Source organism: Thalassomonas actiniarum (assembly GCF_000948975.2).
Classification (GTDB): domain Bacteria; phylum Pseudomonadota; class Gammaproteobacteria; order Enterobacterales; family Alteromonadaceae; genus Thalassomonas; species Thalassomonas actiniarum.
This window is the reverse complement of sequence record NZ_CP059735.1, coordinates 1,883,081-1,909,561: the sequence shown is the minus strand read 5'-3', so window position 1 is coordinate 1,909,561 and position 26,481 is coordinate 1,883,081. Positions and strand designations below refer to the sequence as shown.

Genomic DNA, 26,481 nt, shown 5'->3' with positions numbered 1-26,481 from the left:
AACTATATTCTTAACGATATAAATCCAACAGTTGATGACAAATTACGGCTCCCGATTAGCTTAATTCCAATAGCTAGCATTGTTGATTAGGGTCAAATAAAAGCTATAAATTACACCTATTCATATTCAATAGGGCAAGAGCAGTAGTAAGATAACAGCCCTCATTTCAAAACTAAGTTAGTACCATGATAGATGATCTAAACAGCCGTTACGGCTTAAGTCCTACGCATAGTGAAGTAGTAGAGGCGTGCAAAATTATTGAACCGTGCGATACCTTAGACATGGGCTGTTCTAATGGCCGCAATGCCTTGTACCTTGGTCAACTCGGATTTAACGTTACCGCCATAGATAACAATCCCGGTGCCATTGATATGCTGCAAAGCATTAGTATTGAAGAAAAGATGGGTAATATTAAGGCGCAGGTATACGACATTAACAACGCAAGCCTTAGTGAGGACTATGCCTTTATTACCTGCACCGTAACCTTAATGTTTCTCGACCCTGCTCGTATCGAGGCTGTTATTGCCGATATGCAACAGCACACGCTTGCCGGTGGTTATAACCTGATTGTTTGCGCCATGAGCACTGAAGAACATCCATGCCAGGTTCCCTTCCCTTATACCCTAAAAACGGGGCAGTTGCGTGAGGCTTATGAGGGGTGGCAGCTGATTAAGTACAATGAAGATCCAGGTACTATGCACAATGGCGCGAAATTGCAGTTTGCAACCATGTTGGCACGAAAACCAGGCTAAAGCAGATAAGGTAGCCATTGTTACAGTCTATTGTGTAGGTAAATAGAAGCGTGTTTCGCTCCATAACTTAATTCAGCTTTTGGCTGTCCAGCTTTGCTTTTCTGGCGGCGCCTTTTATTATTGCTTTGAGTGAACAAGCATGGACACTCAAACCTTGTTATTTTATAACCGCTTGCGCAGGCATTCGGCACCGGGCTATGTAAGCCCGGCTGAATTCAAGCGCAATTGCGCATAAACCGAGTCTACTTTTTGTGGGTAACACCAGTGCCTATTCAAGACGGAGAAACTTGAGGATATGCCCTTTAAAATCACTGTCCAGATAATCTGTATTTTCCGGTTTAGAGAACGAAGGTATATAACCAAATTCAAGCAGACTTTTCGCAAGCTTATTTTTCCTGCCTCGCCCCGGGTCAACAATAATCACTTCGCATACTGGATTTGAATGCGCTCGAATAAAACCCGAAAGTAATTCAATGTGCTCTTCTTCATACAATAGATCGCTGCCAATTATTAAATCAAAGCGCCCTAAGCTATCATTGTTGTCTGCCCAGCTTGTTCTCTCAAAAGGAATCCGGTCATTCCCATTAAGTTCTGTATTTCTATTCAGAAAGCTTTCAACTTCGGGATGATAGTCAGTTGCTGTAATATCGATGTGCTGCTTATTTAACAGTAAGCTACTAAGAGCGGTTCCACATCCAATTTCTAGCACGCGTTTAGCACCTATATCATAATCAAACATATGGTGTGCCAACACCAGACTTGATGGCCAAACGATTCCAAAAATTGGCCAAGAGGCCGAAGATATACCTAGTTTTTCAGCAATACCCTCGGGGTCGTGAAATTCTTGTTTATTACGCAGTGTGCAGAGGTGAATATCTATTTTTCCAAACTCAATGGTTTGGTAACACATACGAAGGTTTGTCATTTGGCTGCCTCAAGGATTGGGCGCTTGGCCAGCTATACAGGATAAATGACAAAACGAAGAGTTTACTAGAGTATAGTAATTGACTAAAAAAGCAATGCATTTAACAAATTTGAACCGCTAACAAACATGACCATATATGTCCAGTCTTGCTAGAAATAAATCAATTTTTAGCTGTCCAGCCTTGCTTTTCTGCCTTTGCCACAGCTCGACCCTTTTGGTGCCATGCTTAAAATCCCAATAAGCTTCTTTTGCTACCTAAGGGGCCAAGTGCTAGGCTTATAGCACCACGCAGGCCTGATTCATAAAGTGCAACGGATGCTTTTAACAGGAAAAAGCCATGATTATTGACGATGTCATTGATAAATTTGTGGATTCGTTTGACCTGCAACTATCCATGCTATTGTTAAAAACTATCGCTCTGCCAGAACAAGGTGGTCTTGGTTATAAAATTACTTTTTTTAATCCCACCCTAGACATCGACGGCTATGAAGTCGAGCACAAGCTTAAGCTCATACGTTTAGATACTAGCGGCCTTTTTTCTAAATACTCTGCACAGGAAGTCGCCGAATCTCTCAAAAGTGCGCTACAGGTTGACATCGCCAAAACGCATGCCGGGCTATTATCCAGAGTTGCCTGGGGAACGGGTAAGGTTATGCTCGGTGTGATAGAAACAGGTATAGGATTTATTGGCATTATAATCCCGGAACCCGGCACCACGGCTGCCGGCTTCGCGGTCACAGCTCTCGGGGTTAACACAGTTGCCGATGGTTTTTTACAACTTGCCGGCGCTAACAAAGGACATGGTTATAATGTCCTTGGCCAGGGAGCAGGAGCAATGGGTTCAAAAATAGCGACACTCACCGGGGGAGACCCTCAGGTGGGGCGTTCGATTGGCAAAGGTATCTTTATCGTAACCTCCATTGCTGTCGGTTCGTTCGGCAGCATCCGTATCCTCAAGGTGCCGGGGCAAACTTTTCTCAGGACCGGGCTGGGCGGACAGGCAGGTGGCATTGCTGTGGGCCGGGTAGACATGCTCTATGGTAGTTATCGGGCTAAAGATGGCCTGACTATTTTCAGTATCAATAACAATGCGGGTCAATCTATACTCAGGTTCGTAACCCATAACGGCAAATTAATTGTAAATGCGCGCATCGTTGGTGTTCAGCGCATATTAAAGCATGAGAACAAACCACAAGAAGTTCTCAAGGGATTATTGAAACTACTGGCATATGGAGCAAAACAAGGATGGTAGCAAAGCCAACACTGCCTCAGATCAACTGGGAAGAAGATTTCACCCTTTGTGATGAACGCCGGGTTTCAGAGCAAATTATGACAACGATCACTTCAACGCTGGCGCCCCTGCCCCAGGGGGATTCTCGCTTGTTCTTTTTTGTCCCCACCCCGGCCCCTTATTCCGCAGCGCAGGACAAATTACTGCTTGCCCTGGAAGCCGGGGGAGTCACGGAAAAAAAACGCCGGGTACTATCCTTACCCCACGGTGGAAGATGTTATGTGCTCTCCAGTGAAAGTGGTTTCCTCACCTTATTAGCCCATGCTTTTCACCTTGGACCTCCTGAGCTCACTTTTATCGGCGCAAATTGTCATTTTAACATCGGTGGTGATGATGGAGAAGATATGGTGAACTTCGTACTTGCCGCACTAAAACAGGCACCACAGTCAAGGCAAGACATTGTGGGTTTGCACTTTGACTCTGGCACTCTTGTAGAGCTGTTTTAAACCATAAAGTATTTGCTTTACCTGCTCAGCTGATGCGAATAAAGATTAACGGCCTAATCCTAGGGCAAGCCCCCAAACTTTGCTCATTGAGGCATTAGCGATTAAGTGCAGCGTCAAAATCAGGCAAGGTAACAACATCACCGGCATTCAAGCTCTCAATATGAATGTCGCCAATCCGAACCCTTACCAGTCTTAATGTGGCAAAGCCCACAGCAGCCGTCATTTTTCTTATCTGACGGTTTTTCCCTTCACAGAGGGTAATAGAAATCCAGCTGGTAGGGCCATGTCTGGGATCGCGGATTTTACGGCCACGATCGGGAAGTTGAGGCTCACCGTCCAGCTTTACGACTTTACAAGGCAGGGTCAGGTATTTAGTGCCGTTGATGCCAATCTCAACTCCCTTTTGCAGCTGTAATATGGCCTCTTCAGTGATCGTTCCATCAACTTGCACATAGTACTCTTTTTCTATGCCTTTGCTTCTGACTTCGTAGCTCATCATACCGTCGGTGGTCAGTAACAATAACCCTTCAGAGTCGTGATCTAATCGCCCTATCGCCATCGTTTTATCGGGAAAGTTAAACAGCTCACCTAACAGGCGTTTCTTCTTTCGTGATTCGGGTACAAACTGACTTAAAAAACCATATGGCTTAAATACTTTGAAGTGCTGGTGATTTTGATTTAGCTCGGCAGATTCGGGTAAACCGGTTTGGTTAGTGATTGGCATTAACTATGGTCTTGCTCGTAAAGTCTCAGTAGTATCGCATTATACGATTAGTCTGAGCTGGATGCACTGCATCAGCTAAGTATTATAAACAAGTGAGACAAAGCACTGTTTTATATAACTAGTAAAACTTAAGGATGACCTGCTTTAGCAACGAAATCACAAGCCATCCCTTAAAAAGCGCTTAACTGTCCGGTACAGTCCCATACATTTTGTACATATTACTGATCCCCAGGTCTTTTTGTTTCAGGTTCACAAAAAAGTTCATGGTAGTAACCGCAAACGGCAGCTGCGCCACTCCAGAATCAGTCCCTGTCGGGGTTACCACAACAACCGGAGGGGTTTTATAAGGTTTAACCTTTTTTCCCTTCATCGCTTTTAACAACATATCCGCTAAACGAGCACCCTGCACACTGGCAAGATAACCATGCTTATGGCTGTCGAGGGTAGCGCAATCCCCCAATGAGTACAGATTTTCATAACCCTTAACTCGCATATATTCGTCAACGGCGATAAAACCACTACTATCAAGCACGTCGGCCAATTCCGCTTGCAAGAACTCGGTATTCGGGACCATGCCAACACATTCATAAACAACGTCCGCCTTAATCGTCTCACCCGTGTTAGCACAGCGGTAACTACCTTCATGCTTTGAGAGTTTTCGATTGAGTTTTACCTTCACACCTTTCGCGGTTAACTGCTCCAATACCTTACGTTGCGCCTTAGGCTCTGAATTATCTAACAAACTATCCTTACTATGAACAAGCGTTATATCTTTACCGGGAAAGGCACTGGCAATTTCACCTGCAAACTCAACACCTACCACACCACCGCCAATCACCAGCACAGACTGAGCTGATGAAAGAGACTCGTGGGCATCCAGCATTTCCTGGTTGCGCTCAGCATAGTCAAATTTTGAATTTGACTTGGCCTCAGGTAACGTAGGGTAACGACTGCCTGATGCGATAATGGCTTGTTTAAAGTGGATAATATCGCCAGATTCAAGCATCACCTTGCTGTCATTCATAGCACTTACGCTCCCCTGAATAAAAGTGCCGTCAATAAAATCATTATAAAGTTTGCGCGGCGTGTTCCCGTGCTTCTTGGGGGCGGTAACATTACGTAGTGTCGCGAACGTTACTTCAAAATAATTTTTCCTGTCGATTAAAGTAACATCAACTCCCTCTTTTGATAACTTTTGGGCGACACCTACTCCGGCAAAGCCTCCGCCAATAATCAATACATCTGTGTGTTTGTTCATAATTGTCACTTTCCGTCCAATCGCCATGTAATAACTTGGCTTCACTTAATCATGCGGAAAGAATATCATTAGGAATATTCAAAGAATATTTCGAATATACTACGTAGATGTTAGCTTTTACCTAAGGAGATGTGATGACTTTAGATCAACTGAAATCGCTGCAAGCAATTGTTGAGGGCGGATCTCTGCGGGTGGCAGCTAAAAACCTGCATAGAACACAACCTACTATCAGCGTAGCGATAAAGAACCTGGAAAAAGAACTCGGCCTGGAACTCTTTGACCGGGCACAATACAGAAACAAACTAACACCGCAGGGAGAAGCGCTTTATAAAAAGGCAAAGTTAGTATTGGGGCAGGTACAGTCATTTGAAAATCTTGCGAAACAACTGACAACGGGGGAAGAATTAGAGGTTGGCATTGCCTTTACATCCGCTATTCCCGTTGCCCCCATACTTACTACCATCAGGCAGTGTAAGATTGAATTTCCCCGAACCCGGCTCGAAATATACTCGGAAAATGGTACCGGACCGCTGGATTTACTCGAGAATGGCCAAGCTTCGCTACTCATTATTCCGTGGATTAAAAATTTCGAAACATTGGAATCGCTGCATTTCATGAATTTGCGGTTTGTTTCTGTTATTTCAGCACAATCACCGCTATTAAAAGAATATCAGGTAGTGCCCAAAGCAGTTATGAGAAACCATCCGCAGGTGATCATTAGCGGTCGAAAGTCTTCAAATAAAACCTATGGTGTCCTCGAAGGTGGAGATCAATGGCGAGTTAATGATTTTCAAACCAAAAAAGAGCTTATTGTTCAGGGAATGGGCTGGGGAAGCTTGCCGGAACATCTCATCAAAGAAGAGCTTGAACAAGGGATACTCGCTCCTCTTGCAGTAGAGGGCAGTATTGCAACATCAGAGGTTGAATTTCGAATCGCAAGGTTAGAATCTGAACCTGTTGGCCCTGTTGCACAAAGGCTCTGGCAACTGTTTCAGGAGAGAGCCAGCACGACGGGCTAATGATGAACTTTGAACTATGTAAAATACACAAATTCAGGTAGCTAAACTGGCGGGATATTTCAAATAACACAACAAACTTTTTAAGTGTTCCCTCCCCTAAAACCAGCTCGAATTAATAACTTAATCCTCTGCTTTATCAGAGTATTGATAAAAGCGCCAGCATTTGCTGATATAATGGCAGACACTAAAGAAAATGCGGAGTAACTATGTCCATCACAGGTATAATCATTATACTGCTATGCCTTGGCATGATTGTCGGCGGCATTTTATTGCTAAAAAAATCAGCGAAAAAATTCAATCTCACCGAGCAGCAATTAAAAGATATCAAAGCCCGCAACCAAGCGCTGGAAAAAGAAGAGCAGCAGGAAAAATAACAGGTTTGACCATGTTTTACTTTACTTCATCAAGCCATGACATAAAATGTCATGAGTTTTTTTAATTAAAGTAAAGGGCTTTAAAATATGTCGTCCATAGACCACTTGTTTGATAACAATAAAAAATGGGCCCAGGAAATAACAGAGCAAGAGCCTGATTTTTTCCAGCAACTATCCCAGCAACAGACCCCCGAATATTTATGGATTGGCTGCTCCGATTCCCGGGTACCGGCCAATGAATTGCTTGGCATGAAACCGGGTGAGGTGTTTGTCCACCGCAATATCGCCAACCAGGTGATCCATACCGATCTCAACTGCCTGTCGGTGATCCAGTACGCCGTTGAAGTACTTAAGGTGAAACATGTTATCGTGTGCGGCCATTACGGCTGCGGCGGTGTGCATGCTTCTGCCGATGACAACAGTTACGGCCTGATCGACAACTGGCTCAGACATATCCAGGATGTTTACCGTTTCCACAAAGACAAGCTTGATGCCGAAACCGATCATGGCAAACGCATGAATTTATTGTGCGAACTCAATGTCATCGAACAGGTCAACAATGTCTGCAATACCACTATCATACGCAATGCCCGCGAAGCCGGTCAGGACATTACGGTTCATGGTTTTGTTTATAACCTTGCAGACGGCATATTAAAAGATCTGAAAGTATCGGTGTAACCTCGCAGCGGTCTCTTACAGCCAGAGTAACAGCAAAAGCCAACAGGATAAGGCAACTCTTATCCTGTTATACCCACCGGCTGTGATGCCCGTTTCATTTTCAATCCTGCTTCAGCTGGCGCCCGCCCAAATTAGCAGCATAAAATCAACTAAACTATAAAAACTACCGGCTTCATGGATAGAAGATAAAACTTTACTCTAACCGGGTTGATTTAACTATGCGCTCTCCCCTTTGTTCTATTCACCTCAATTACCGCCTGATACTTGCCATCAGCTTAAATGCCTTAACGCCTTTAACCTTTGCTGGCGACCATACCAGTGCTGAAAACCGGGAGCAGCCAGGACAGCAAAGTGAATACCTGCACTCCATTTCGCTGGAAAACTTACTGAAAATAACCGTGACTATCGCTTCCCGCTTTAATGAAGATGAAATTAATTTAGGCTCGTCGGTCAGTAAAATCACCCGCCAGGAGTGGATAAACCGCGGAGCAGACCGCCTCAGGGAAGCACTTGCCACGCAAGTTGCCACTGTGATATCCCCTTCGTTATGGGACGGCAGTGCCATTGCTATCAGGGGCTTTTTCGGCAACACCTCATCTTCAGCCATCGCAGTACAACTCGATGATGTGCCCATGACCTTACTGCGCACCAACAGCGCCCTGTTTGACACCTTAAGCTATCAGTTAGGCGCCTTAAACAGCCTGGAGTTAATCCGCGGGCCGGGTTCCGCGATACACGGCTCGGACGCTTTTCACGGCGTTATTGCCGCCAATACCTACAGCGCCAGCGAAGATCAACGCCGGATGTCGGTTAAACTGGGCAGCCTGGGATTTAGCCAGGCAGATATCAACATCAGCCAGGGCTTAAACCAGACGCACAGAATTAACAGCGCCTTTGCCTATAGCCGGCAAAACAGCCTGAATCAAGACTATCGAAACATCAACTTAGCCGATGACCAGCTGATAACCGGCGAGCGGGATTTAGATTATAATGCCTACACCGGGGTGGTAAAACTCAACTCAGATTTTTCCAGCCAGTTGTCCAGCTATCTCAACCTGTATGCCAAAGGGCGTCATTCTGATCAGGGACCGGGGTTAGGCCCCAACAGAGATACCCTGGATATCGACCACTCAGACTCGGACGAAGATTTTTATATGGTAAAAGCCGGATTCAGCCAAACCTTTGCCAACCAGCTCATCCTCGAAGGCAACGGTTATTTCTGGGACACAGATATCACCCGTACCTTTTCCCGCTACCGGGCAGGCCAGCCGACCCAGGACCAGATTTTCTTTGAAGAAAGTCACAAGGGACTGCGTTTATATTTAAAACAGGCAGACAATCCCTGGAATACCCAATGGCTGCTGGGGTTGGAAGCCAGCAGAGCCCGGCTCGACGACAACCACAACCGGCGCATATCCCTGGCAGATAACAGCATATTGCGTGAAGGCATCAATGTCTCACAGGGTTATGAACGTAAGATCAACAGTCTTGTCTTTCAGGCCAAAACCCACCTTTTTAACGATCACCTGGATCTGCTCTACGGCCTCAGAATAGATAATTATCTCGACGCCTTTGGCCACCAGAACTCTCCCCGCCTCGGGATTATTTATTATCCGGATGAAGACCAGGCAATTAAATTACTTTACGGCCAGGCTTTTACCCCGCCCTCTTCGTTAGACATCTTTGGCGGGGTCACCATCAAAGGAAACCGCGAGATAGGCCCGGAAATTATCGATACCTATGAACTGGTTTATATCAGGCACAGCGACCACTGGAAGTTAAACGTCACCTTATTCAAAAGCGACTGGAGCGACGGCATCCTGGCAGTATCCACCACAGATCCCAATTTTAGCCTGGAGTTCAGCAATATCGGCGAACAAACAGCTCAAGGTATCGAACTGAGTTACCAGTATGTGCAAAACAACTGGTCTTTAAAGGCCAATGCGGCATATGTCGACAGTAAAAACGAGACCGAAAACTTCGATTACGACTCCTTTCCCGACTACATAATCAACCTGGAGCTGGGTTATCAACTCAGTCACTATCCTGTTGAGTTTTTTATCCAAAACCAATGGCATATCAACCGGGATTCAGGCGCTGTGGTTGCCGGGGCGATAGAAGATCCCAATGAACTGCCCGATTATTTCCGCCTGGATATCTCTGGCCACTGGCAAGCATCAAAAAATTGGCGCCTTTCCGGCTATATTCACAATGTGTTCGATCGTGATAACGCCACCCCGAGCACCTTCAGCTTGCCGGAGGGGCACCCGGATGAAGAGCTTAATTTTTCCCTGAGCCTGAATTACAGGTTCTGAGCATAACCTGCTCCGGTTCGTCCATGACCCCGCAGGATACCGCTCGTCCTGAGCATAACCTGCTCCGGTTCGTCCATGACCCCGCAGGATACCGCTCGTCCTGAGCATAACCTGCTCCAGTTCGTCCATGACCCCGCAGGATACCGCTCGTCCTCGGCTCTGGCTTCCTGCTTCACTCTACCTCCTAAATCCGTTTAGTTGTGAGCATAAAAAAGGGCGGCTATTGCAGCCGCCCTTGTCTTGACTTAAAAATGCTACAGTACGCCGCGTTCCATCTGGTTCAATTCGATAGACTTGAACAAGGCGGTAAAGTTACCTTCACCAAAACCTCTGTCGTCAACACGCTGGATCATCTCGATAAAGATAGGACCGAAAATGTTCTTGGTGAAAATCTGCAGCAGATAGCTGTTTTCTTTCTGGCTATCTACCAGGATCTGGTGGTCCTGGATACGTTTTTTATCTTCTTTCACCCAAGGTACGCGGTCAAAAATATCATCATAATATTCCGGCACGATATCCAAAGTATCGATAATAGATTTATCCAGTTTATCTAGCGAACCTACCAGGTCATCAGTAATAAACGCCAGGTGCTGTACGCCCGGGCCGTTGTATTCGTCCAGGTATTCATCGATCTGGTTGTTCTTATCGCCTTTACCTTCATTGATCGGGATACAGAAAGTACCGCAAGGCGACTGCAACGCATAAGAGATCAAGGCTGTCTGAATACCCTTAATGTCAAAGTAGCGCACTTCGGTAAAACCGAATACATCTTTATAGAAGTTTGCCCAGTGCTCCATAGTGCCCTGGTAAACATTATTGGTCAGGTGATCAACCGCTTTAAAACCTTTACCTTCCACCAATACCGGCTTGTCTAAGGCTTCAAAGTCATCTTTATAAATGCTGCCTTTATCGCCAAATTTCTCAACGAAATAAATTAAGCTGTCACCGATACCGTAAATGGCCGGGTATGGCAGTTTATTTGGCGCTTCCTGTGCCGACTTGGCACCGCGCTTCACCGCTTCGGTAAAAGCGAATTCGGCATCGTCTACCCGCCAGCCCATAGAACAAATGGCCGGACCGTGGCTTTTGGCGAATTCACGGGAGAAACCCGCCTGCTCATTGTTTAATAAGAAGTGAATATCATTTTGGTTGAAGTAGTCGATATCACGCCCTTTAAACTTTTTAGTTTTTGAAAAGCCAAAACCATAGAAAGCATTTTCCATGTAATCGCTGTCGGGTGTTGCGTATTCGGTAAATTCAATGCCGCGTAAATTTAGCGGGTTGTTTACTTCGGTCATATTGGTATCTCTCTTCAATAGTATGACTTCATTATTAAACTGATTTCGGGAAAGAAAAAGACCTGCGGGGAACAGAAAAAAAAAAGACCTGTAACAGAAATTGTACGCAAAAAGTGGCAAAAATATGATCTACATCAAGCCAGCGCAGATAAGCCCTGAAAGGCAGCTGTAAAGAATTTTTAACACCAGGAAAATAGCGCTATAGAATCTCCTTTTCAAAAATTTATCGATAACAAAAATTACCGGCACAAGTGGTAAAAACCGGACATTTTCCAAGCGCTAACCGCCTCCCTTTTTAAGGAGTTTGCTAAAAATAATGCTTATCCGACATTTATCAGGTATGCAGGCTATAAAGAGATAACTTGTGCTAAAAAGCAAAACGGACGGGAAAGCAACAGAGGAAACTGTTTGAGCGCTTGCTGTTATAAACATCAAGGCAGCGTAAAAGCGCATGTTAACGATGAGCCCGGTTCAACGGGCCCGGTTAACTGCTTCAAAGACCCTTAAAGATCAGGCCGTTAAAGGCATTAACACAGGTAATAATAAGTCGGACATGCCCAGGTAGGTACAGTTGTCTTAACCGGACCACAAACTGTGCCCGTGATACCGCCGCCAACCCGGGGCGTCATATCCACCGGCAAACCCTTCTTGTTGCGAGAAAGGTTTTTTAATTTCTGTTTATTTAAAGTCAATTTCATTGGTATATCCTTATTTTTGATTGATTTATACCGACGCCGCATCTACGACGCCCTTAGTACATAAACCAAGCTATCAAAGCCGTTTGCTGAAGTCAAACCGGGCCACAACAACAGAAAACTTTTCCACAGGCAATAAAAAAGGCACTTAACAGCACCTTTTTTATCAAATAACTTATTGTGAATAAGTTTTAGTTGGCACGTCTTGAACGCTCAGGACGGTCATTGTAGCGACGCGGACGCTCGTGTGCAGCAGGAGCATCAGATACCGAGATTTCTAAAGCCTGACGACGTACACGTACCGTTTTCAGCTGCTGGAAAGCACCGGTAGGGATGCCTTTTGGCAACTGCACATAGCTGTGACGGTCATGTAAGTTGATGGCGCCGATATAGCTGCTGTCCAATGAGATTTCGTTGGCAATAGCACCAACAATATCACCCGGCTTAGCGCCATGCTCTTTACCTACCTCTAAACGGTAAGTCTGCCAATCGACATCGCTGCGTACCGCCTTAGGCTTACGTGGAGCTCTTTCACCACGGTTGTCGCGGTTACCACGGTTATCACGCCCGTCGCGACCACCACGAGCATCACGGCGACCATTGCGATCGTTGCGGTCAAAGCGGTCACGCGCTTCACGGCGAGGTTTAGGATCTTCTTTTGGCTGCAGCGGCTGTTTTAACTGCTTCTGATATAACAGCGCCGCGGCTAAATCTACCATGGAAAGCTCAGATTCATTGGCCATGCTTTCAATGATTTCACGCATGCTCGCCAATTCTTTATCGGCAACAACACTGGCCAGTTCTTCACGGGTACGCTCAATACGGGCTTTACCGATTTCCTGGATGGTCGGCAGTTCATACTGCTCAATAGTACCGGATGTTAAACGCTCATAGTGACGCAAAGAGTACATTTCACGAGGACGTACAAATGAAATGGAAACACCGCTGCGACCGGCACGACCGGTACGACCGATGCGGTGAACATAAGCTTCATTATCACCCGGCAGGTCGTAGTTAACCACCAAAGAAATACGCGGGATATCCAGACCACGGGCAACTACGTCGGTAGCAACCATGATAGAAGACTTACCGGATTTTAACTGTTCTACGGTACGCTCACGTTGTGCCTGATTCATATCACCGTTTAAGGCAACCGCCGGGTAACCCAGACGCTCTAATTTTTCGGCAACATCTACGGTATCGTTACGGGTGCGCACAAAAATAATCATGGCATCGTATTCTACCGTTTCGGCGATACGCTCTAAGGCGGTCATTTTATTGATGCCACTTACCTTCCAGGCGTATTGCTTGATATTGGCTTTGGCTTTTTTCACCGCAGCAATTTTAATGTGCTCGGGCTCTTTTAAGAAACGGTTCGCCACCTTACGGATTTGCGGCGGCATAGTGGCCGAGAACAAGGCCATTTGCGTTTGCTCAGGCAAGTGCTCAAGGATCCACTCGATGTCATCCAGGAAGCCCATGTTCAACATTTCATCGGCTTCATCAAGCACACAAAAAGAAAGGTTATCCAGCTTTAAACTCTTACGGCGTAAGTGGTCCATTAAACGACCCGGAGTACCAACAACTACCTGGGCGCCACGCTCAAGTTGCTGGAATTGCGGACCATAGGACTGGCCGCCATATAAGGTAGCAACACGCAAACCTTTCATGTTTTTGGAAAATGATTCGATGGCTTCTGCCACCTGCATTGCCAGTTCACGAGTCGGTGCCAATACCATTAACTGAGGCTTTTTGATGGAAGTATCAATTTGGGCTAATGCAGGTAAACCGAATGCCGCAGTTTTACCGGTACCGGTTTGCGCTTCACCTAAAACATCTTTACCTGCCAATAACGGGGGAATAGTTTGCGCCTGGATATCGGTCGCAGAGGAAAATCCTAAAGAATTTAAAGCAGTTAATAAAGTTTCAGGCAAGCCTAAAGATTCAAAGCCGACAGCGGCATTGTTAGTATCAGTCATAGATTTTGTCTTCTCAATAGCAGGTAAAGCCTGCGTACATTTACGAGGAAAACCACCAGGAAGACTTGAGGCACAGTCAATATGCTAATTAAGGAGAAATTAGCTTGGCAAGTCTATTGGGCGGAAATAACCCCACTCATTTTAATCGCTGGGAAAAAGGTGTTTCAAGGCACCCTATAAGCGAGGCGCGTATTATACAGATGTAAATACCAGACACAAGTTATATTTACCTGGTCTAGGGCAAAAGTCTTAAAATCAGGCATAAAAAATGCTAATAAATATTAATAGCTGGTAAAAGTAATGTAAAACCACCTTAAGGCGTCTGGCTCAATACCGCTAAAGGCTCGGTAAGCTCTCCCAGGCGATTAATCACCTGCATCAAGACATCCGGATACAGGCCAAAAACCAGACCGGCAAAAACAAACCCCGTTACCAGCACACCCTTCCAGGGGAAATAACCAGATGCAGGTAACTGCCCGGACTCAGCACTCGATGCCGCTGCTTGCTGAGCGTTTTGTTCAGGAAAGGGCGAAGCAAACAAACTAAAAATGATCCGCAAATAATAAAACAGCCCGATACCGCTGCCGAGGATCAGCGCGATAATTAACCACCACAGCCCCGCCTGGCTGGCAAAGGTCAACAGGTAAAACTTGGCAATAAAGCCCATCGACAGCGGAATGCCCGCCAGGCTTAATACCGCCAGGATCGCCAGAAAGGCCATCATAGGATTGTGCCAGAAAAGCCCCTGCCAGCTGCCGATAGTGACTTCATCCTCTGCCTGCTGCGGATTTTGCCCGGGCAATAACGCATCTTGTGTGGTAAAGATCATCACCATAAAAATCGACAAAGACGCCAACACATAAGCAGACAGATAAAAAAGCGCACTTTGCCAGGCAAAATTAATGTCCTGCACCGAAGTGATCAATAAAACAATCAGCAGATAACCCATATGGGCAATAGAGGAATAACCCAGTAAACGTTTCAGATTTTCCTGCTTTAACGCCAGCACATTGCCAAATACCATAGACAAAACCGCTACCAGGGCCACCAACTGCATCATATTACTCTGAACAAAGACCCCCTGACTGAACAGGCATTTCATCAACACGGTAAACATCGCCACTTTCGAAACTGTCGCCATCAGCATAGTGACCGGGGTCGGCGCCCCCTGGTACACATCCGGGGTCCAGAAATGAAAAGGTACCAGGGATAACTTAAACGCCATGCCGGCAAAAAACAACAGCATGCCCAGGGCATGGAAAGCATTGGTCAGCTCTACGCCTGCCTGACCTGCGCTATTGACTCCGGTATTAATCAAAGAAAAATGCAAACTGCCGGTCTGGCTGTAAATAAAAGCGATACCAAGCAACATAAAACTCGACGCGGTGGCGCTTAAAATCAAATATTTAAAAGCCGTTTCCACCGCATGTTTGCCCTCGCGGAAAAAACCCACCAGGCCCACCAAGGCCAGGCTGAGTAATTCAAACCCTAGGAACAAGCTGGCAAAGTGATCACTGACAACCAATATGCCGCCCCCTAGTATTACCAGCTGCAACAACAGGTAATATTCATCATGGGCCTCGGTATTTCGCTGCAGCAATTGTCCGCTTAACAAGGTCACCATCAAACCGGAAAAACACACCAGCATAAAGGCAAATACCCCATAACCATCCACCTTTAACAGGATAGTGACCGGGATCTCGCTATTAAATAACAGCGGCACAGAGGCGATTAAGGCGACGATAAAAATCGCCGAGGTCAAGCCCTGCAGCATACGCCGCGAACGTTTCCAGGCAATCAGCAATAACGAGAGCACTATACCAAAGGCAACAATCAGCTGGGGTGATATCGCCAGCAACATGGCATGGGTAAACTGAACATTGCTAAGCAAAGGCGCTGAGGCCATCTCAGTTGGCATAAGTCACTCCTGTTAAATTCGAGACGCCCTGGGACAATAACGCCAGTTGTTCTCCGGTGGCGCTGCTGTATTCAAGTATCATGTTCGGGAAAAGGCCAAACAACAGCAATAAACCCAGCAAAGAGCCGGAAATCACCAGTTCACGCCCGGATAAATCCTCCACTTCCCCCCCCGGCGGCCCGTGGAAAGTCGACTGGAACAAAACGATACCGTAAACCGCCGAGCCGATCAGTCCCAGTGCGGCAAAAACCGCGGCAACAGGGAAGGCCTGGTACGCCCCCACTAAACTCATAAACTCGCCGATAAAGTTAGCCAGTCCCGGCAAACCAAAAGCCGCGGCGGCAAAAGCCAGGGTGAATCCCCCCATGCGCGGCGCGCTAGACCAGAAGCCGCCCATATCCGCCAGGTTACGGGAATGAATGCGGCTGTAGATAATGCCCGCCAGTGAAAACAAAGCGCCGCTGCTTAAACCGTGGGCCACCAGGGTCAATACCGCCCCCTGGTAGGCAGTGGCATTAAAGGAAAACAGTGCCAGCATCACAAAACCCATATGGCTAATACTGCTGTAGGCCACCAGACGTTTAAAGTCCTGCTGGGCAAAGGCCATTTTCGCCCCGTATAAAATGCTCACCACACCGAGCAGTGCGGCAAGGGGGGCAAAACCCTGGCTTGCTTCGGGAAATAAAAAGATCACAAAACGAATCAAGCCATAGGCACCGGTTTTTAACAGTACCCCCGCCAGCAAGACGCTGCCCGCCGTCGGCGCCTGGGTATGGGCATCCGGCAGCCAGCTGTGCACCGGCACCGAAGGCAGCTTGACGGCAAAGGCGATAAAAAAGCCCAACATCAGCCAACGGGCATATTCCAGTGACAGCTCCAGGGCCAGCCAATCGGGGTAATAAAAGCTTAACTGCCCGGTTTGCTGAAAATGCGCCGCTGCCATCAGGATAATGGCCACCAGCATCAACAAGCTGCTCACCTGGGTGAAGATAAAAAACTTTATTGCGGCAAAGTGGCGGTTTTCATGGCCCCAGATGGCGATAATTGCCGTCATCGGCAATAACATCACTTCCCAGAAGAAAAAGAATAAAAACAGATCTACCGCGGTAAATACCCCGATAATGCCGGCAAAGGTCGCCAGCAGGTTAAAATAATAAAATCCGGCCCTTTCCTTGATTTCCTGCCAGGACACCAACACGCAGATCAGCGCCAGCATAAAGGTCAGGGATAACAGGATAATGCTCAGGTGATCTATGGCTAAGGCATATTCAATATTAAAAACCGGGATCCAGGGAAGGCGCACTAAAGGCTTAAGCTCGGCAAAGCTGGCCCCCGAGCCCAGGACAAAACTTGCAAATAAGCCGGCGGCCAATACCACCGCAAATAAGGCAATCCAGCGGGGAGCTTTGCTACTGATGCCTTCCATATACCAGGCAAAAGCGCCGAGTAACAAAAAGCCCAACATCACAATTGTTAATATCATAAGGTGATCACTCCCGCTAAACAGACAACAGCCAAACCAATACCGGCGGCATACCAGCGCAGGCTGCCGTTCTGACTGGCGGACAAGGCGTCGTGCCATAACCTGACATACCAGCCGTTGAACATAAGCAGCTGATCGATAACATCCCGGCGGTTGATGTTGGCAAGGAAACAATAGGGCCGTACCAGTAAATAATGATAGAGCCAGTCAAAACCCAGGCCATCACCGCAAAAGCGGTTAAGTCCCCCGGGTTTCATCTCAAGCGCTTCTCCGTTATTGTCCCGGTAGCTTTTAAAGAAGAACCAGGCAAAGGCGATACCGATAAAAGGTGTGGCAATGGCAAGGGAATGCAGCCAGGCAGGTTCTTGAACGCCATCAGCTGAAGAGGCAACAGAGAACACCTCAGTAAAATCCAGGGAAATTAATCCGCCAAATAAAGACAGTAACGCCAGTAAAAATAACGGCCAGCGCAGCAGCACGCTCGGGTGGTCATGATGCAAGTCATGCACCTTGTCATGCTCGCGGCTGGCCCCGAGAAAGGCGAGGAAAAATAACCGGCAGCTGTAGATACTGGTAAGTAACGCGCCAAGTATTGCCCCCCACCACAAGACAGGCCCCGCAGTAGGCGAAGACCATAAGGTGGCAATAATCGCCTCCTTGGAGAAAAAGCCGGAAGTCCCGGGCAAGGCCATTAAACAGATCAAACCGACAATAAACAGGCCGCTTTCCACCGGCAGTTTTTTGAGCAAGCCACCCATTTTAAACAGATCCTGCTGGTGATGCAGCGCCAGTATCACAGAGCCTGCGGTCAAAAACAGCAGCGCCTTAAAAAAGGCATGGGTCATTAAATGAAAAACCCCCGCCGACCAGGCGCCCGCACCGAGTGCCAGCATCATATAGCCTATCTGGCTCATGGTGGAGTAAGCCAGCACCCGTTTGATATCCTTTTGTGCCAGCGCGGCAACTCCCGCCAGCAGCAGGGTTAAAGCGCCGATCCAGGCAACATAAGACATCACCTCGGGTGAAAGCAGAAATACTCCCTGCATACGGGCGATCAGATAAACCCCGGCGGTCACCATAGTAGCGGCATGGATCAGGGCACTGACCGGCGTCGGCCCCGCCATGGCATCCGGCAGCCAGGTTTGCAGCGGCAATTGCGCCGACTTGCCCACCGCGCCGCCCAGTAATAACAGTGCAATCCAGTAAGGCAGCTCATCGCCGATTTGCCATAAAGCGTGAGCCGATGCATTGACGGCGACAATATTAAGCTCGCCCAGGGATTTAAATAATAAAAACAAACCGATGGCCATGGCGGTATCCCCCACCCGGGTGACGATAAAGGCCTTGCGCGCCGCCAGGACATTTTCTTTTTCCTGGTACCAGAAACCTATCAGCAAGAAGCTGCACAAGCCGACCCCTTCCCAACCCAAGTACAGGAGCACCAGGTTATCCGCCAGCACTAAAATCAACATGGCGACGATAAATAAATTCATATAAGCCATAAAACGGCTGAAGTTCTCGTCGTTTTTCATATAAGCGGCAGCATAGGCATGAATAAGCAAACCGACACCGCTGACCACAGAAATCATCACCGCCGACAGGCTGTCGAGATAAAAGCTGAAATTGACCTCGCCGCCGCCCAGGCTGAACCAGCTCCATAATTTCACGCTGATAATACCGCTGTCGGCACTTGCCAGCTGGCTGATCACCAGGGCGCTGGAAATAGCACTTAAGGCAATAGCGCCGACACTGAGTGTTGAGGCCAGCCCCCAGGACAAACGTTTGCCCAAGGCGATCAAAATCAGGAAACTGACCAGGGGATAAAAAGGTATCCAGGCTAAAAGTGACATCTTTACCCCCGCATTTCACTGAGTTTATCAATATCGAGCGACTGATACCTGCGCTGCATCCTGATCAGCAGCGCCAGCCCTATCGCCACCTCGGCCGCCGCCAGCGATAAGATCAAAATAAACATGATCTGCCCGTCTGCCTGCTGCCAGACACTGCCGGCGCCGATAAAGGCCACCCCTACGGCATTAAGCATGATCTCAAGGCTCATCAGGATAAACAGGGTATTTTTACGGACGATGACGCCGATAAAACCTATGGAAAATAAAATACAGGCAAGTATCAGCACGTGATTTAACGGAATAGCTGTCATGAGCGACCTCCATGGCTGCCCGGCCCTTCAGGTCTTGCATAATGATACCCGGCAATCAAACCGGCCAATAACAGGAAAGAAGCAATTTCTACCGCCAACAGATAGGGGCCATAAAGCAATATGCCCACCTGTTTGGCATCCACCAGGTTAACGGTGAGCTTATCCTGGATATCTGCGCTTTGGATGATGTTGACCAGCAGTGCCAACAGGCACATGGCCAACACCACAGGTCCGGCCCAGAAACCTAAACCCTGGCTTTGCCGGGCAAACAGGACTTCATCATGATTTAAGTTAAACAGCATCACGGAAAAAACAAACAAGACCAGGATAGCGCCGGCATAAACGATAACCTCAAGTCCGGCGGCAAACGGTGCCCCCATCAGATAAAAACACACCGCCACCGCCAGCAGAGACACCACCAGGTACAAAAGGGCATGTATGGTATTTTTCCCGGTCACCACCTTTAAGCTGGCCAGAACCGCCACGGCTCCCGCCAGATAAAACATCAGCTCTATCGTCATAACAGGCCTCCCTTTAAATATTTCATGGCACCTTTCATGGCACTTTTCATGGCATTAATCCCCTGATATCCACCGGCGGCGCTTCCTGCACCCCCTGCCCTTTGCCCTTATCGGCAATGGCGATCCCCGATTGCTGATAAAAACTGTAATCCGGGTATTTACCCGGCCCCTCGATCAACAAATGCTCTTTTTCATACACCAGGTTGTGCCGCTCGTATTCACACAGTTCGACATCCGGCGTCAGCTGTATCGCATAGGTAGGACAAGCTTCTTCACAAAAACCGCACAAAATGCAGCGGGAGAAATTGATACGGAAAAATTCCGGTCGTTTGCGGCCGTCTTCATCTATGGTTTGCTGCAGGGCGATACAATCCACCGGGCAGGCTACCGCACATAAATTACAGGCGACACAGCGCTCTTCCCCGGAAGGATCCCGGGTCAAGACAATACGGCCGCGATAACGGGGCGCCAGATACGGCTTTTGCTCCGGATATTCAACGGTATCGGCTTTGGTAAAGGTATGTTTAAGCACCTGCCATATGGTGCGAACTTGACTAAACATGGTAACCCTCCCGGTTTATTATTTTTTTCAGGTGCTTATCCATAGTTTTCTTCAGACTCTGAGTTAGAGAACGCCTCCGAGTTTTAATGCCCCGGTGATCAACAGGTTCCCTAACGCCAACGGCAGCATCACCAGCCAGCCAAAGGCCAGCAACTGATCAAACCTCGGCCTGGGCAATGAGGTACGCAATAAAATAAAGAACATGACAAAAAATAAAATTTTCAGAATAAACCACACCAGGGGCGGCAACCAGGACGCCAAAGGCTCGGGCATCAGCCAGCCGCCAAAAAACAGCACCACAGACATGGCGGAAATCAGGGTGACCCCCAGATATTCGCCGAGGAAAAACAAGGCAAACTTCAACCCGGAATATTCGGTATGAAAACCTGCGGTAAGTTCGGTTTCCGCTTCCGGCAAGTCAAAAGGCAGGCGATGGCTTTCGGCAATACCGGCAATTAAAAAAATGAAAAAGCCGACAAACTGGCTTTGGATCAGCCAGGCATCCGATTGGGCCAGGACTATTTCCCTTAAGTTAAAACTGCCGGTGAGTAAAACTACTCCCATCACCGACAGCCCCATAAACACTTCATAGCTGACGGTTTGCGCGGCAGCGCGCATGCCCCCCAATCGGGCATATTTTGATTTGGAAGCCCAGCCCGCCAGCACCACGCTGTAGACGGCAAGGGAAGCCATTGCCAGGAAAAACAGTAAACCGATATTTAAATTGGATACGCCGATATCCGGGGAAAAAGGAATCACGGCAAAACTCATCAGCACGCAAACCGCGCCTATCACCGGGGCGATAATAAAAACACTGCGATCGCTAAACTGGGGTACCCAGTCTTCCTTACCGAGAATTTTTAACAAGTCTGCCAGCGACTGCAATACCCCACCGGGCCCGACCCGGTTCGGGCCCAACCTGTCCTGCCAGATGCCGATCATGCGCCGCTCAACCCATACCAGCATGGCGGCAATGGGAATAAGCAAAGCGATGATAATAAAAATTTCCAACAGCTTAAATGCAGATTCAAGCATTAGCGTTCCCTCCGCTTACGAGTAGCAACTGGCCATCAAACATCTTCCAGTCCTCCGGCAACCATGCGGATAGGAATCGTTTGATCCGCCATTTTTAACCGCTCCAGCAGGGCAGTTTTATCGGCTTTAGCCTGTGCCAACCTGTCCTGCTCTGCCTGTTGATATAAAGTGATATCACTTGCTTGTGCCGGTGAAAGCCTGATGCTTCCCTCTCCGGTGCTACGTCCCGGCGCCAGGATATTCCCCGCCACCAGGTGCGCTGGCAGCTCATCATGACATAACAGCCGGGCTATCCCCTGCTGTGCGATCTCTTCACCGGGCAAGCTAAAACTAAAAGCGACATAATCTCCCGGTTGCCAGTTTTGCTTTTGGGCATAACCGCTTGCCACAATTAGCTGGTTGCCGGGACAGAGCAGGCGAAATTCGGGGTTAACACTTGACTGCCATTCATTTTGAAACCACTGCCTATGGTCGATAAAGGTCAAACTGTGCTTGTCCTGCTCTTGCTTGCTCAAGGCTTTTTCCTGGCTCAAGGCTGTTTCACTTTCAACCTCTGTCACAGGCGGCCAGCTTTCAAGCAGGATACCCGGTTTTGCAAAATCAAGTTTGGGCGAAGTATCAGTCCCCTGCCCCGGCAGCATATTCACCGACTGATTCGAATTCCAGCCAGGGGCCCAGCTAAAAGGCCGGTCCGGTGAAGCATCGGATGCCAGCCCTTCCATGGAAAAACCAAATTCGCTTGCCGGACTTTGGGTCGTTTTGGTTTCATGCACGCTGATATTGGCCATCTGCGCGGTTCTGCCGCTGGCCCTGTGGCTTTGCCGGGCAACTTGCTTTTCCCTGTGCTGCTCTGCGCTATCCAACGGCCATTCCACTGCCTGCTCACTCAGATATAAATTAAGTTCGGTTAGCGAATGCACCTCTTTAAATTGCTGCTGTTTCTGCCCGCCATAAGCACCGGCGTTAAAGATGCTGCTTTCAATCAGGTTGAGCCAGCGCCAGCTATCCAGCACAGGCAATACCGGGGCATGCACCTGGTAATAACGCTGGCAAAGCCCCTGGTAATTGACAAAATGCCCGTCCCCTTCACTGACCGGTGCAGCCGGCATCAGGATATCGGCCATTTCAGTGAAAGCCGTTTGGCTGTGATCGACGACAATCAGGGTTTCTGCCTGCTCCCTAAGCAAGGCCGCCTGCTGCCCGGACAAGGCAGCCAGTTCGTTTTCTAAAATAATCACCCCGTCAACCTTATCCCCGGCTTGCTGCTCCTTGGTAAGCCGGGATAATACCTGCTCAAGAGACAGGGTCTGTGCATCGCTTAAATACAATAAGCCGGTACTGTTGCTCTGGGGTGGCAGCAGGGCCAGCTTTGCCCCCCGCCGCTCTTCATCCTGCTTTTCTTGCTGCCCCGCGCCCGCTTGATGCTCCATACAGGCATCGCTGTGCAAAATCTCCATCAGGTCATTAATGGCAGCAAAAACGGCAGCGGATTCATGACTCCAGCCTGAGATAATTAAAGGATTTTTAGCACTCAACAGCGCCGGGAGCAGCTCGCTGATAAAGGCTTGTCTCTCCGCGGAGATTTCATTTTTCGCGGAGACTTTGTCCTGGGCACTTATGATGCCCAGTAACAGGCGCAGCTGCTGGTTAAGCATCACCAGGGTCTGCTCTGTTTCCCGGGGGGAGAGTAAAAGTTTTTGCTGGCAGACATCATCAAGCTTAGTCGGCATCCCCTGCAGTGAGAATAACGGCGAAAGCAGCTTGCCCCCCACGGTGCGTACGGCACTGTCGTGCCAGGAAGCTATGCCTATGGTCGCCGCTTTTGCCAGGCCGGCATTTCTCAATGCCTGGCGCACCGCCAACGCGATACGCGGCGAGGTCTGGGTGATATCTTCACCGATAATCAACACCAGATCGCTTTGTTCGATTTCCGGGATACCTGGTGCCGGGTAGCGGTGCAGCGCTAGCTTATGCTGCGCCGCCAGCGCCATTTGCCTGCCGGTCAGTCCGGCGCAGAAAGCATCGCTTGCCACCAGTTTTTTCAAATAGGCATTTGCTTCGAGCGAAGCCCTGCCCGAGCCGATGCCGATAAACTTCTGCCCTTTAAAATGCACCAGCGCCTTGGCGACATCGAGCTTGGTCAGTTTTTCCGCCGACTGCTGCCTGATGCCCGAAACCTTCCTGATGCGCTGCTCGCCGTTAACAAAACCAATGCCGAAACGGCCGCGATCACATAAAAAATAGCCGTTAAGCTGCTCGTTATAGCGATTCACCACCCGACGGACCGCGCCGTAGCGCTCGCCGATACTGGTATTGCAACCAACAGCGCAATGGCTACACACGGAAGGGGCACTTTGCAGGTCCCACTTGCGGGCAAAATGGGCGGAAAATAACTTATTGGTAAACACCCCGGTGGGACAGACTTCCACCAGGTTGCCGCTAAATTCACTTTCTAATACCCCGTCCGTCTGGCGGCCGAAATACACCTGGTTTTTCGAGCCAAAGACATCAAAGTCTTTACCGCCGGCATAATCCTTATAAAAACGGACACAGCGGTAGCAGGTGATACAACGGTTCATTTCATGCCCCACCAGTTCGCCGAGATACTGATTGGTGAAAGTGCGTTTTTTGCCGCTGTAGTGGCGGGCGCTGTGGCCTGTCATCACCGTCATATCCTGCAAATGACATTCGCCGCCTTCGGCGCACACCGGGCAGTCATGGGGATGATTGATCATCATGGCGGCGATCACCTGTTCGCGAAATTCACTGGCATGTTGCTCCTTAAGACCGATACGCATACCGTCGCTGACCGGGGTCATACAGGCCATGACTATCCGGCCGCGGCTGTCGTTTTCATCCTGGTATTGGGTCACGGCGCACTGGCGGCAGGCGCCCACCGAGCCCATAGACGGGTGCCAGCAAAAATAAGGTAAATTCAGCTGATTGGCCAAAACACCGGCGAGCAGGTTATCGTTTTTATCCACCTGGTAAGGCTGGTCGTCAATATAAACCGTCAGCTGGTTTTCACTGGTTTCCCGGTCATTTTGTTCAGCAGGTTTTTTTGGATCTATGTCTGCCATCTTAGTGTCCTCCGTGATAAGGACAGCAGCCCTGGTCGATATGCTGCTCAAAATCATCATGAAAATATTTCAAAGCACTTTTTAGCGGTTCAACCGCTCCCGGGGCCAGGGCGCAATGGGTTTTCCCCAGCCACATAAAATCACAGAGTTTTGCCAGGGTATCGAGATCTTCCTTGTTGCCCTGCCCCTGCTCTATGCGGCTTAATACTTCCACCGCCCAGGGGGTGCCGTCGCGGCACGGGGTACACCAGCCGCAGGACTCCTGGGCAAAAAATTGCAGCAGGTTAAGCACCATAGACACGGGGCAATTATGATCATCCAGTACGATCAGCCCGCCTGTGCCTAAGCGGCTGCCCGCCTTGGCAATGGAATTAAAATCCATCGGCGTATCCAGGTGCTCCGGCAAAAGAAAATCGGTGGAAGCACCGCCGGGCAGCAGGCCTTTAAGTTTCAGGCCGTCGAGCATACCGCCGCCGTGGTCATATAACAGTTCACGTATCGTCGCTCCCATAGGCAACTCCCAGGTGCCCGGGGTTTTCACCCGGCCGCAGGCGGCATAAATTTTCGTACCGGCATCGCTGTCGGGAGACAGGCCCTTAAACCAGTCGGCGCCGTGTTTGAGGATATGGGGCAAGTTGCTCAAGGTCTCGACATTATTAACCACCGTGGGTTTACCGAATAAACCGCTAAATTGTGGAAACGGCGGCTTGGCCCTGGGATTGGCGCGCTTGCCTTCGAGGGCATTGATCAGCGCGGTTTCTTCACCGCAGATATAACGCCCGGCGCTGCTGTGCAGGTAGAGGTCTAAATGCACATCCGTGCCCTGGATTTTTTCACCGAGCCAGTTGTTGCGATAGGCTTCGTCTATCGCCTGCTGCAAGCGGCGGGCCGCCAGGTGATATTCACCGCGCAGAAAAATATAGGCTTTTTCCGCCCCTATGGTATAGGCGGCAATGATCATGGCTTCAATAAGCTGGTGCGGCACACCTTCAAGTAACACCCTGTCTTTAAAGGTCCCCGGCTCCATTTCATCGGCATTGCATACCAGGTATTTACACTCGGGGGCATTGATATCTCCCGGCTCATACATAGGCACGCATTTCCACTTCATGCCGGTGGGAAAACCGGCGCCACCCCGGCCTTTGAGGGTGGAGTCTTCCACCAGGGTCAGAACCTCGGCCCGGCTAAGGTGATGCAGGGCTTTTTCCGCCCCCTGATAGCCGCCAGCCTCTATATAACCTTCGATTGATAAGGGTTGCTCCAAATTAACCAGAGAAGTTAACGGCTTATCAGGGGCTTTAATCATCACTTAACTCCATTTCACTGATTTCACCGGCGACATCGTCATCATCGAGATAATCCCGGGGACGGGGATTGTTTTCCCGGCCGACTGCTGCATCCTCTTCATTTAAAAAAGAGGACAAGTAATTTTCCGTACTGGCCCCGGCGGCAATTTTTTCTAATATTTCCACCACTTTTTCCGGGGTCAGGTATTCATAGTGCCGCTCCCCTATCATCATCACCGGCGCTTTGTCGCAACCGCCGAGGCAGGCATTGGACAGCAGGGTAAACATACCGTCGGCTGTGGTTTGTCCGTAATCTATACCCAGGTGTGCTTTAATTGCCTGCAATACCTGCTGGTAGCCACTGAGATGACAACTGATGCTGTTGCAAATATGGATGACGTAACGGCCTACCTTCTGGCGGTAAATCAGGTTATAAAAAGTTGCCACGCCATCCAGTTCCGCCGCTGACATATTTAACATCTGGGCGATGGCATATAAGCTGTCATCGGAAATCCAGCCCCGGTGTTTTTGCACCACTTTCAACGCTTCGATACCCGCCGCTTCACGGGTTTCCATAATGCTGGCTTCATGCTCTATGGCGGCAATTTCCTCTTTACTCAGATAGCTGCGGTAGTCAGGAGTAATAGTGTTAATAATCTGCATAAATCACCTTTGACCTTG

Annotated in this window: 23 protein-coding genes; 7 read left to right on the top strand and 16 right to left on the bottom strand. The window is 48.7% G+C overall.

What is annotated here, in order from left to right; translation table 11 throughout:
• Positions 1–185: 185 nt before the first annotated feature.
• Complete coding sequence (gene tehB, locus SG35_RS08365) at positions 186–752, top strand: tellurite resistance methyltransferase TehB (protein WP_044830794.1); 567 nt, start codon at positions 186–188, stop codon at positions 750–752.
• Between the two features lie 268 nt (positions 753–1,020).
• On the opposite strand, the gene SG35_RS08360 is transcribed toward tehB, so the two are convergent.
• Positions 1,021–1,677, bottom strand: coding sequence for a class I SAM-dependent methyltransferase (locus SG35_RS08360; RefSeq protein ID WP_044830793.1), 657 nt, complete (start codon positions 1,675–1,677; stop codon positions 1,021–1,023).
• A gap of 337 nt (positions 1,678–2,014) precedes the next feature.
• Between SG35_RS08360 and SG35_RS08355 the strand changes: the two genes are divergently transcribed.
• Together SG35_RS08355 and SG35_RS08350 are read left to right on the top strand one after the other, a co-directional pair.
• Positions 2,015–2,929 (top strand): hypothetical protein, encoded by a 915-nt coding sequence (locus SG35_RS08355; protein WP_044830792.1) that lies wholly within the window; start codon positions 2,015–2,017, stop codon positions 2,927–2,929.
• The gene (locus tag SG35_RS08350) at positions 2,923–3,414 is read left to right on the top strand and encodes a hypothetical protein (protein ID WP_044830791.1); all 492 of its coding nucleotides are present in this window, start codon (positions 2,923–2,925) and stop codon (positions 3,412–3,414) included. Before SG35_RS08355 ends, SG35_RS08350 begins: the two co-directional genes overlap by 7 nt.
• 94 nt (positions 3,415–3,508) lie before the next feature.
• Here the strand turns inward: SG35_RS08350 and SG35_RS08345 are convergent, their stop codons facing one another.
• Positions 3,509–4,138 (bottom strand): pseudouridine synthase, encoded by a 630-nt coding sequence (locus tag SG35_RS08345; RefSeq protein WP_044830790.1) that lies wholly within the window; start codon positions 4,136–4,138, stop codon positions 3,509–3,511.
• Positions 4,139–4,319: 181 nt separating this feature from the next.
• Positions 4,320–5,396, bottom strand: a complete 1,077-nt coding sequence (locus tag SG35_RS08340; RefSeq protein WP_160298213.1) for an FAD-dependent oxidoreductase — start codon at positions 5,394–5,396, stop codon at positions 4,320–4,322.
• Between the two features lie 134 nt (positions 5,397–5,530).
• Here SG35_RS08340 and SG35_RS08335 point away from each other — a divergent pair, with 134 nt between their 5' ends.
• The 4 genes from SG35_RS08335 (at position 5,531) to SG35_RS08320 (ending at position 9,782) form a co-directional block, all read left to right on the top strand.
• Entirely contained in the window at positions 5,531–6,415 is an 885-nt protein-coding gene (locus SG35_RS08335; protein ID WP_044830788.1) for a LysR family transcriptional regulator, read from the top strand.
• Positions 6,416–6,621: 206 nt separating this feature from the next.
• Positions 6,622–6,789: a DUF2897 family protein gene (locus SG35_RS08330; protein WP_084692447.1), complete on the top strand. Its 168-nt coding sequence runs from the start codon at positions 6,622–6,624 to the stop codon at positions 6,787–6,789.
• An 87-nt stretch (positions 6,790–6,876) separates the two neighbouring features.
• The gene (can, locus tag SG35_RS08325) at positions 6,877–7,467 is read left to right on the top strand and encodes a carbonate dehydratase (RefSeq protein WP_044830787.1); all 591 of its coding nucleotides are present in this window, start codon (positions 6,877–6,879) and stop codon (positions 7,465–7,467) included.
• A 218-nt stretch (positions 7,468–7,685) separates the two neighbouring features.
• Positions 7,686–9,782 carry a TonB-dependent receptor plug domain-containing protein gene (locus SG35_RS08320; protein WP_044830786.1) on the top strand — a complete coding sequence of 699 codons (2,097 nt, stop codon included), beginning with the start codon at positions 7,686–7,688 and terminating at the stop codon, positions 9,780–9,782.
• Between the two features lie 254 nt (positions 9,783–10,036).
• Here the strand turns inward: SG35_RS08320 and hppD are convergent, their stop codons facing one another.
• From hppD to nuoE, 13 genes are all read right to left on the bottom strand, one after another.
• A complete protein-coding gene (gene hppD / locus SG35_RS08315) occupies positions 10,037–11,080 on the bottom strand; it encodes a 4-hydroxyphenylpyruvate dioxygenase (RefSeq protein WP_044830785.1) in 1,044 nt (347 codons plus the stop codon).
• Between the two features lie 527 nt (positions 11,081–11,607).
• Positions 11,608–11,778, bottom strand: a complete 171-nt coding sequence (locus SG35_RS08310) for a hypothetical protein (RefSeq protein WP_160298212.1) — start codon at positions 11,776–11,778, stop codon at positions 11,608–11,610.
• A 188-nt stretch (positions 11,779–11,966) separates the two neighbouring features.
• Positions 11,967–13,754 carry a DEAD/DEAH box helicase gene (locus tag SG35_RS08305; RefSeq protein WP_044830784.1) on the bottom strand — a complete coding sequence of 596 codons (1,788 nt, stop codon included), beginning with the start codon at positions 13,752–13,754 and terminating at the stop codon, positions 11,967–11,969.
• Positions 13,755–14,067: 313 nt separating this feature from the next.
• A complete protein-coding gene (locus tag SG35_RS08300; protein WP_084692446.1) occupies positions 14,068–15,672 on the bottom strand; it encodes an NADH-quinone oxidoreductase subunit N in 1,605 nt (534 codons plus the stop codon).
• Positions 15,662–17,155 carry a complex I subunit 4 family protein gene (locus SG35_RS08295; RefSeq protein WP_044830783.1) on the bottom strand — a complete coding sequence of 498 codons (1,494 nt, stop codon included), beginning with the start codon at positions 17,153–17,155 and terminating at the stop codon, positions 15,662–15,664. The genes SG35_RS08300 and SG35_RS08295 overlap by 11 nt, the downstream gene beginning before the upstream one ends.
• A complete protein-coding gene (nuoL, locus tag SG35_RS08290) occupies positions 17,152–19,005 on the bottom strand; it encodes an NADH-quinone oxidoreductase subunit L (protein ID WP_044830782.1) in 1,854 nt (617 codons plus the stop codon). Before nuoL ends, SG35_RS08295 begins: the two co-directional genes overlap by 4 nt.
• A 2-nt stretch (positions 19,006–19,007) precedes the next feature.
• Positions 19,008–19,316, bottom strand: coding sequence for an NADH-quinone oxidoreductase subunit NuoK (nuoK, locus tag SG35_RS08285; RefSeq protein WP_044830781.1), 309 nt, complete (start codon positions 19,314–19,316; stop codon positions 19,008–19,010).
• Entirely contained in the window at positions 19,313–19,837 is a 525-nt protein-coding gene (nuoJ, locus tag SG35_RS08280; protein ID WP_152646455.1) for an NADH-quinone oxidoreductase subunit J, read from the bottom strand. Before nuoJ ends, nuoK begins: the two co-directional genes overlap by 4 nt.
• A gap of 46 nt (positions 19,838–19,883) precedes the next feature.
• Positions 19,884–20,399 (bottom strand): NADH-quinone oxidoreductase subunit NuoI, encoded by a 516-nt coding sequence (gene nuoI, locus SG35_RS08275; protein WP_044830780.1) that lies wholly within the window; start codon positions 20,397–20,399, stop codon positions 19,884–19,886.
• A 63-nt stretch (positions 20,400–20,462) separates the two neighbouring features.
• Positions 20,463–21,434 carry an NADH-quinone oxidoreductase subunit NuoH gene (nuoH, locus tag SG35_RS08270; RefSeq protein ID WP_044830779.1) on the bottom strand — a complete coding sequence of 324 codons (972 nt, stop codon included), beginning with the start codon at positions 21,432–21,434 and terminating at the stop codon, positions 20,463–20,465.
• A 35-nt stretch (positions 21,435–21,469) separates the two neighbouring features.
• Positions 21,470–24,514, bottom strand: coding sequence for an NADH-quinone oxidoreductase subunit NuoG (nuoG, locus tag SG35_RS08265; RefSeq protein WP_053042765.1), 3,045 nt, complete (start codon positions 24,512–24,514; stop codon positions 21,470–21,472).
• 1 nt (position 24,515) lies between these two features.
• Complete coding sequence (gene nuoF, locus SG35_RS08260; RefSeq protein ID WP_044830778.1) at positions 24,516–25,820, bottom strand: NADH-quinone oxidoreductase subunit NuoF; 1,305 nt, start codon at positions 25,818–25,820, stop codon at positions 24,516–24,518.
• Positions 25,813–26,463: an NADH-quinone oxidoreductase subunit NuoE gene (nuoE, locus tag SG35_RS08255; RefSeq protein WP_063888624.1), complete on the bottom strand. Its 651-nt coding sequence runs from the start codon at positions 26,461–26,463 to the stop codon at positions 25,813–25,815. Before nuoE ends, nuoF begins: the two co-directional genes overlap by 8 nt.
• Positions 26,464–26,481 lie beyond the last annotated feature (18 nt).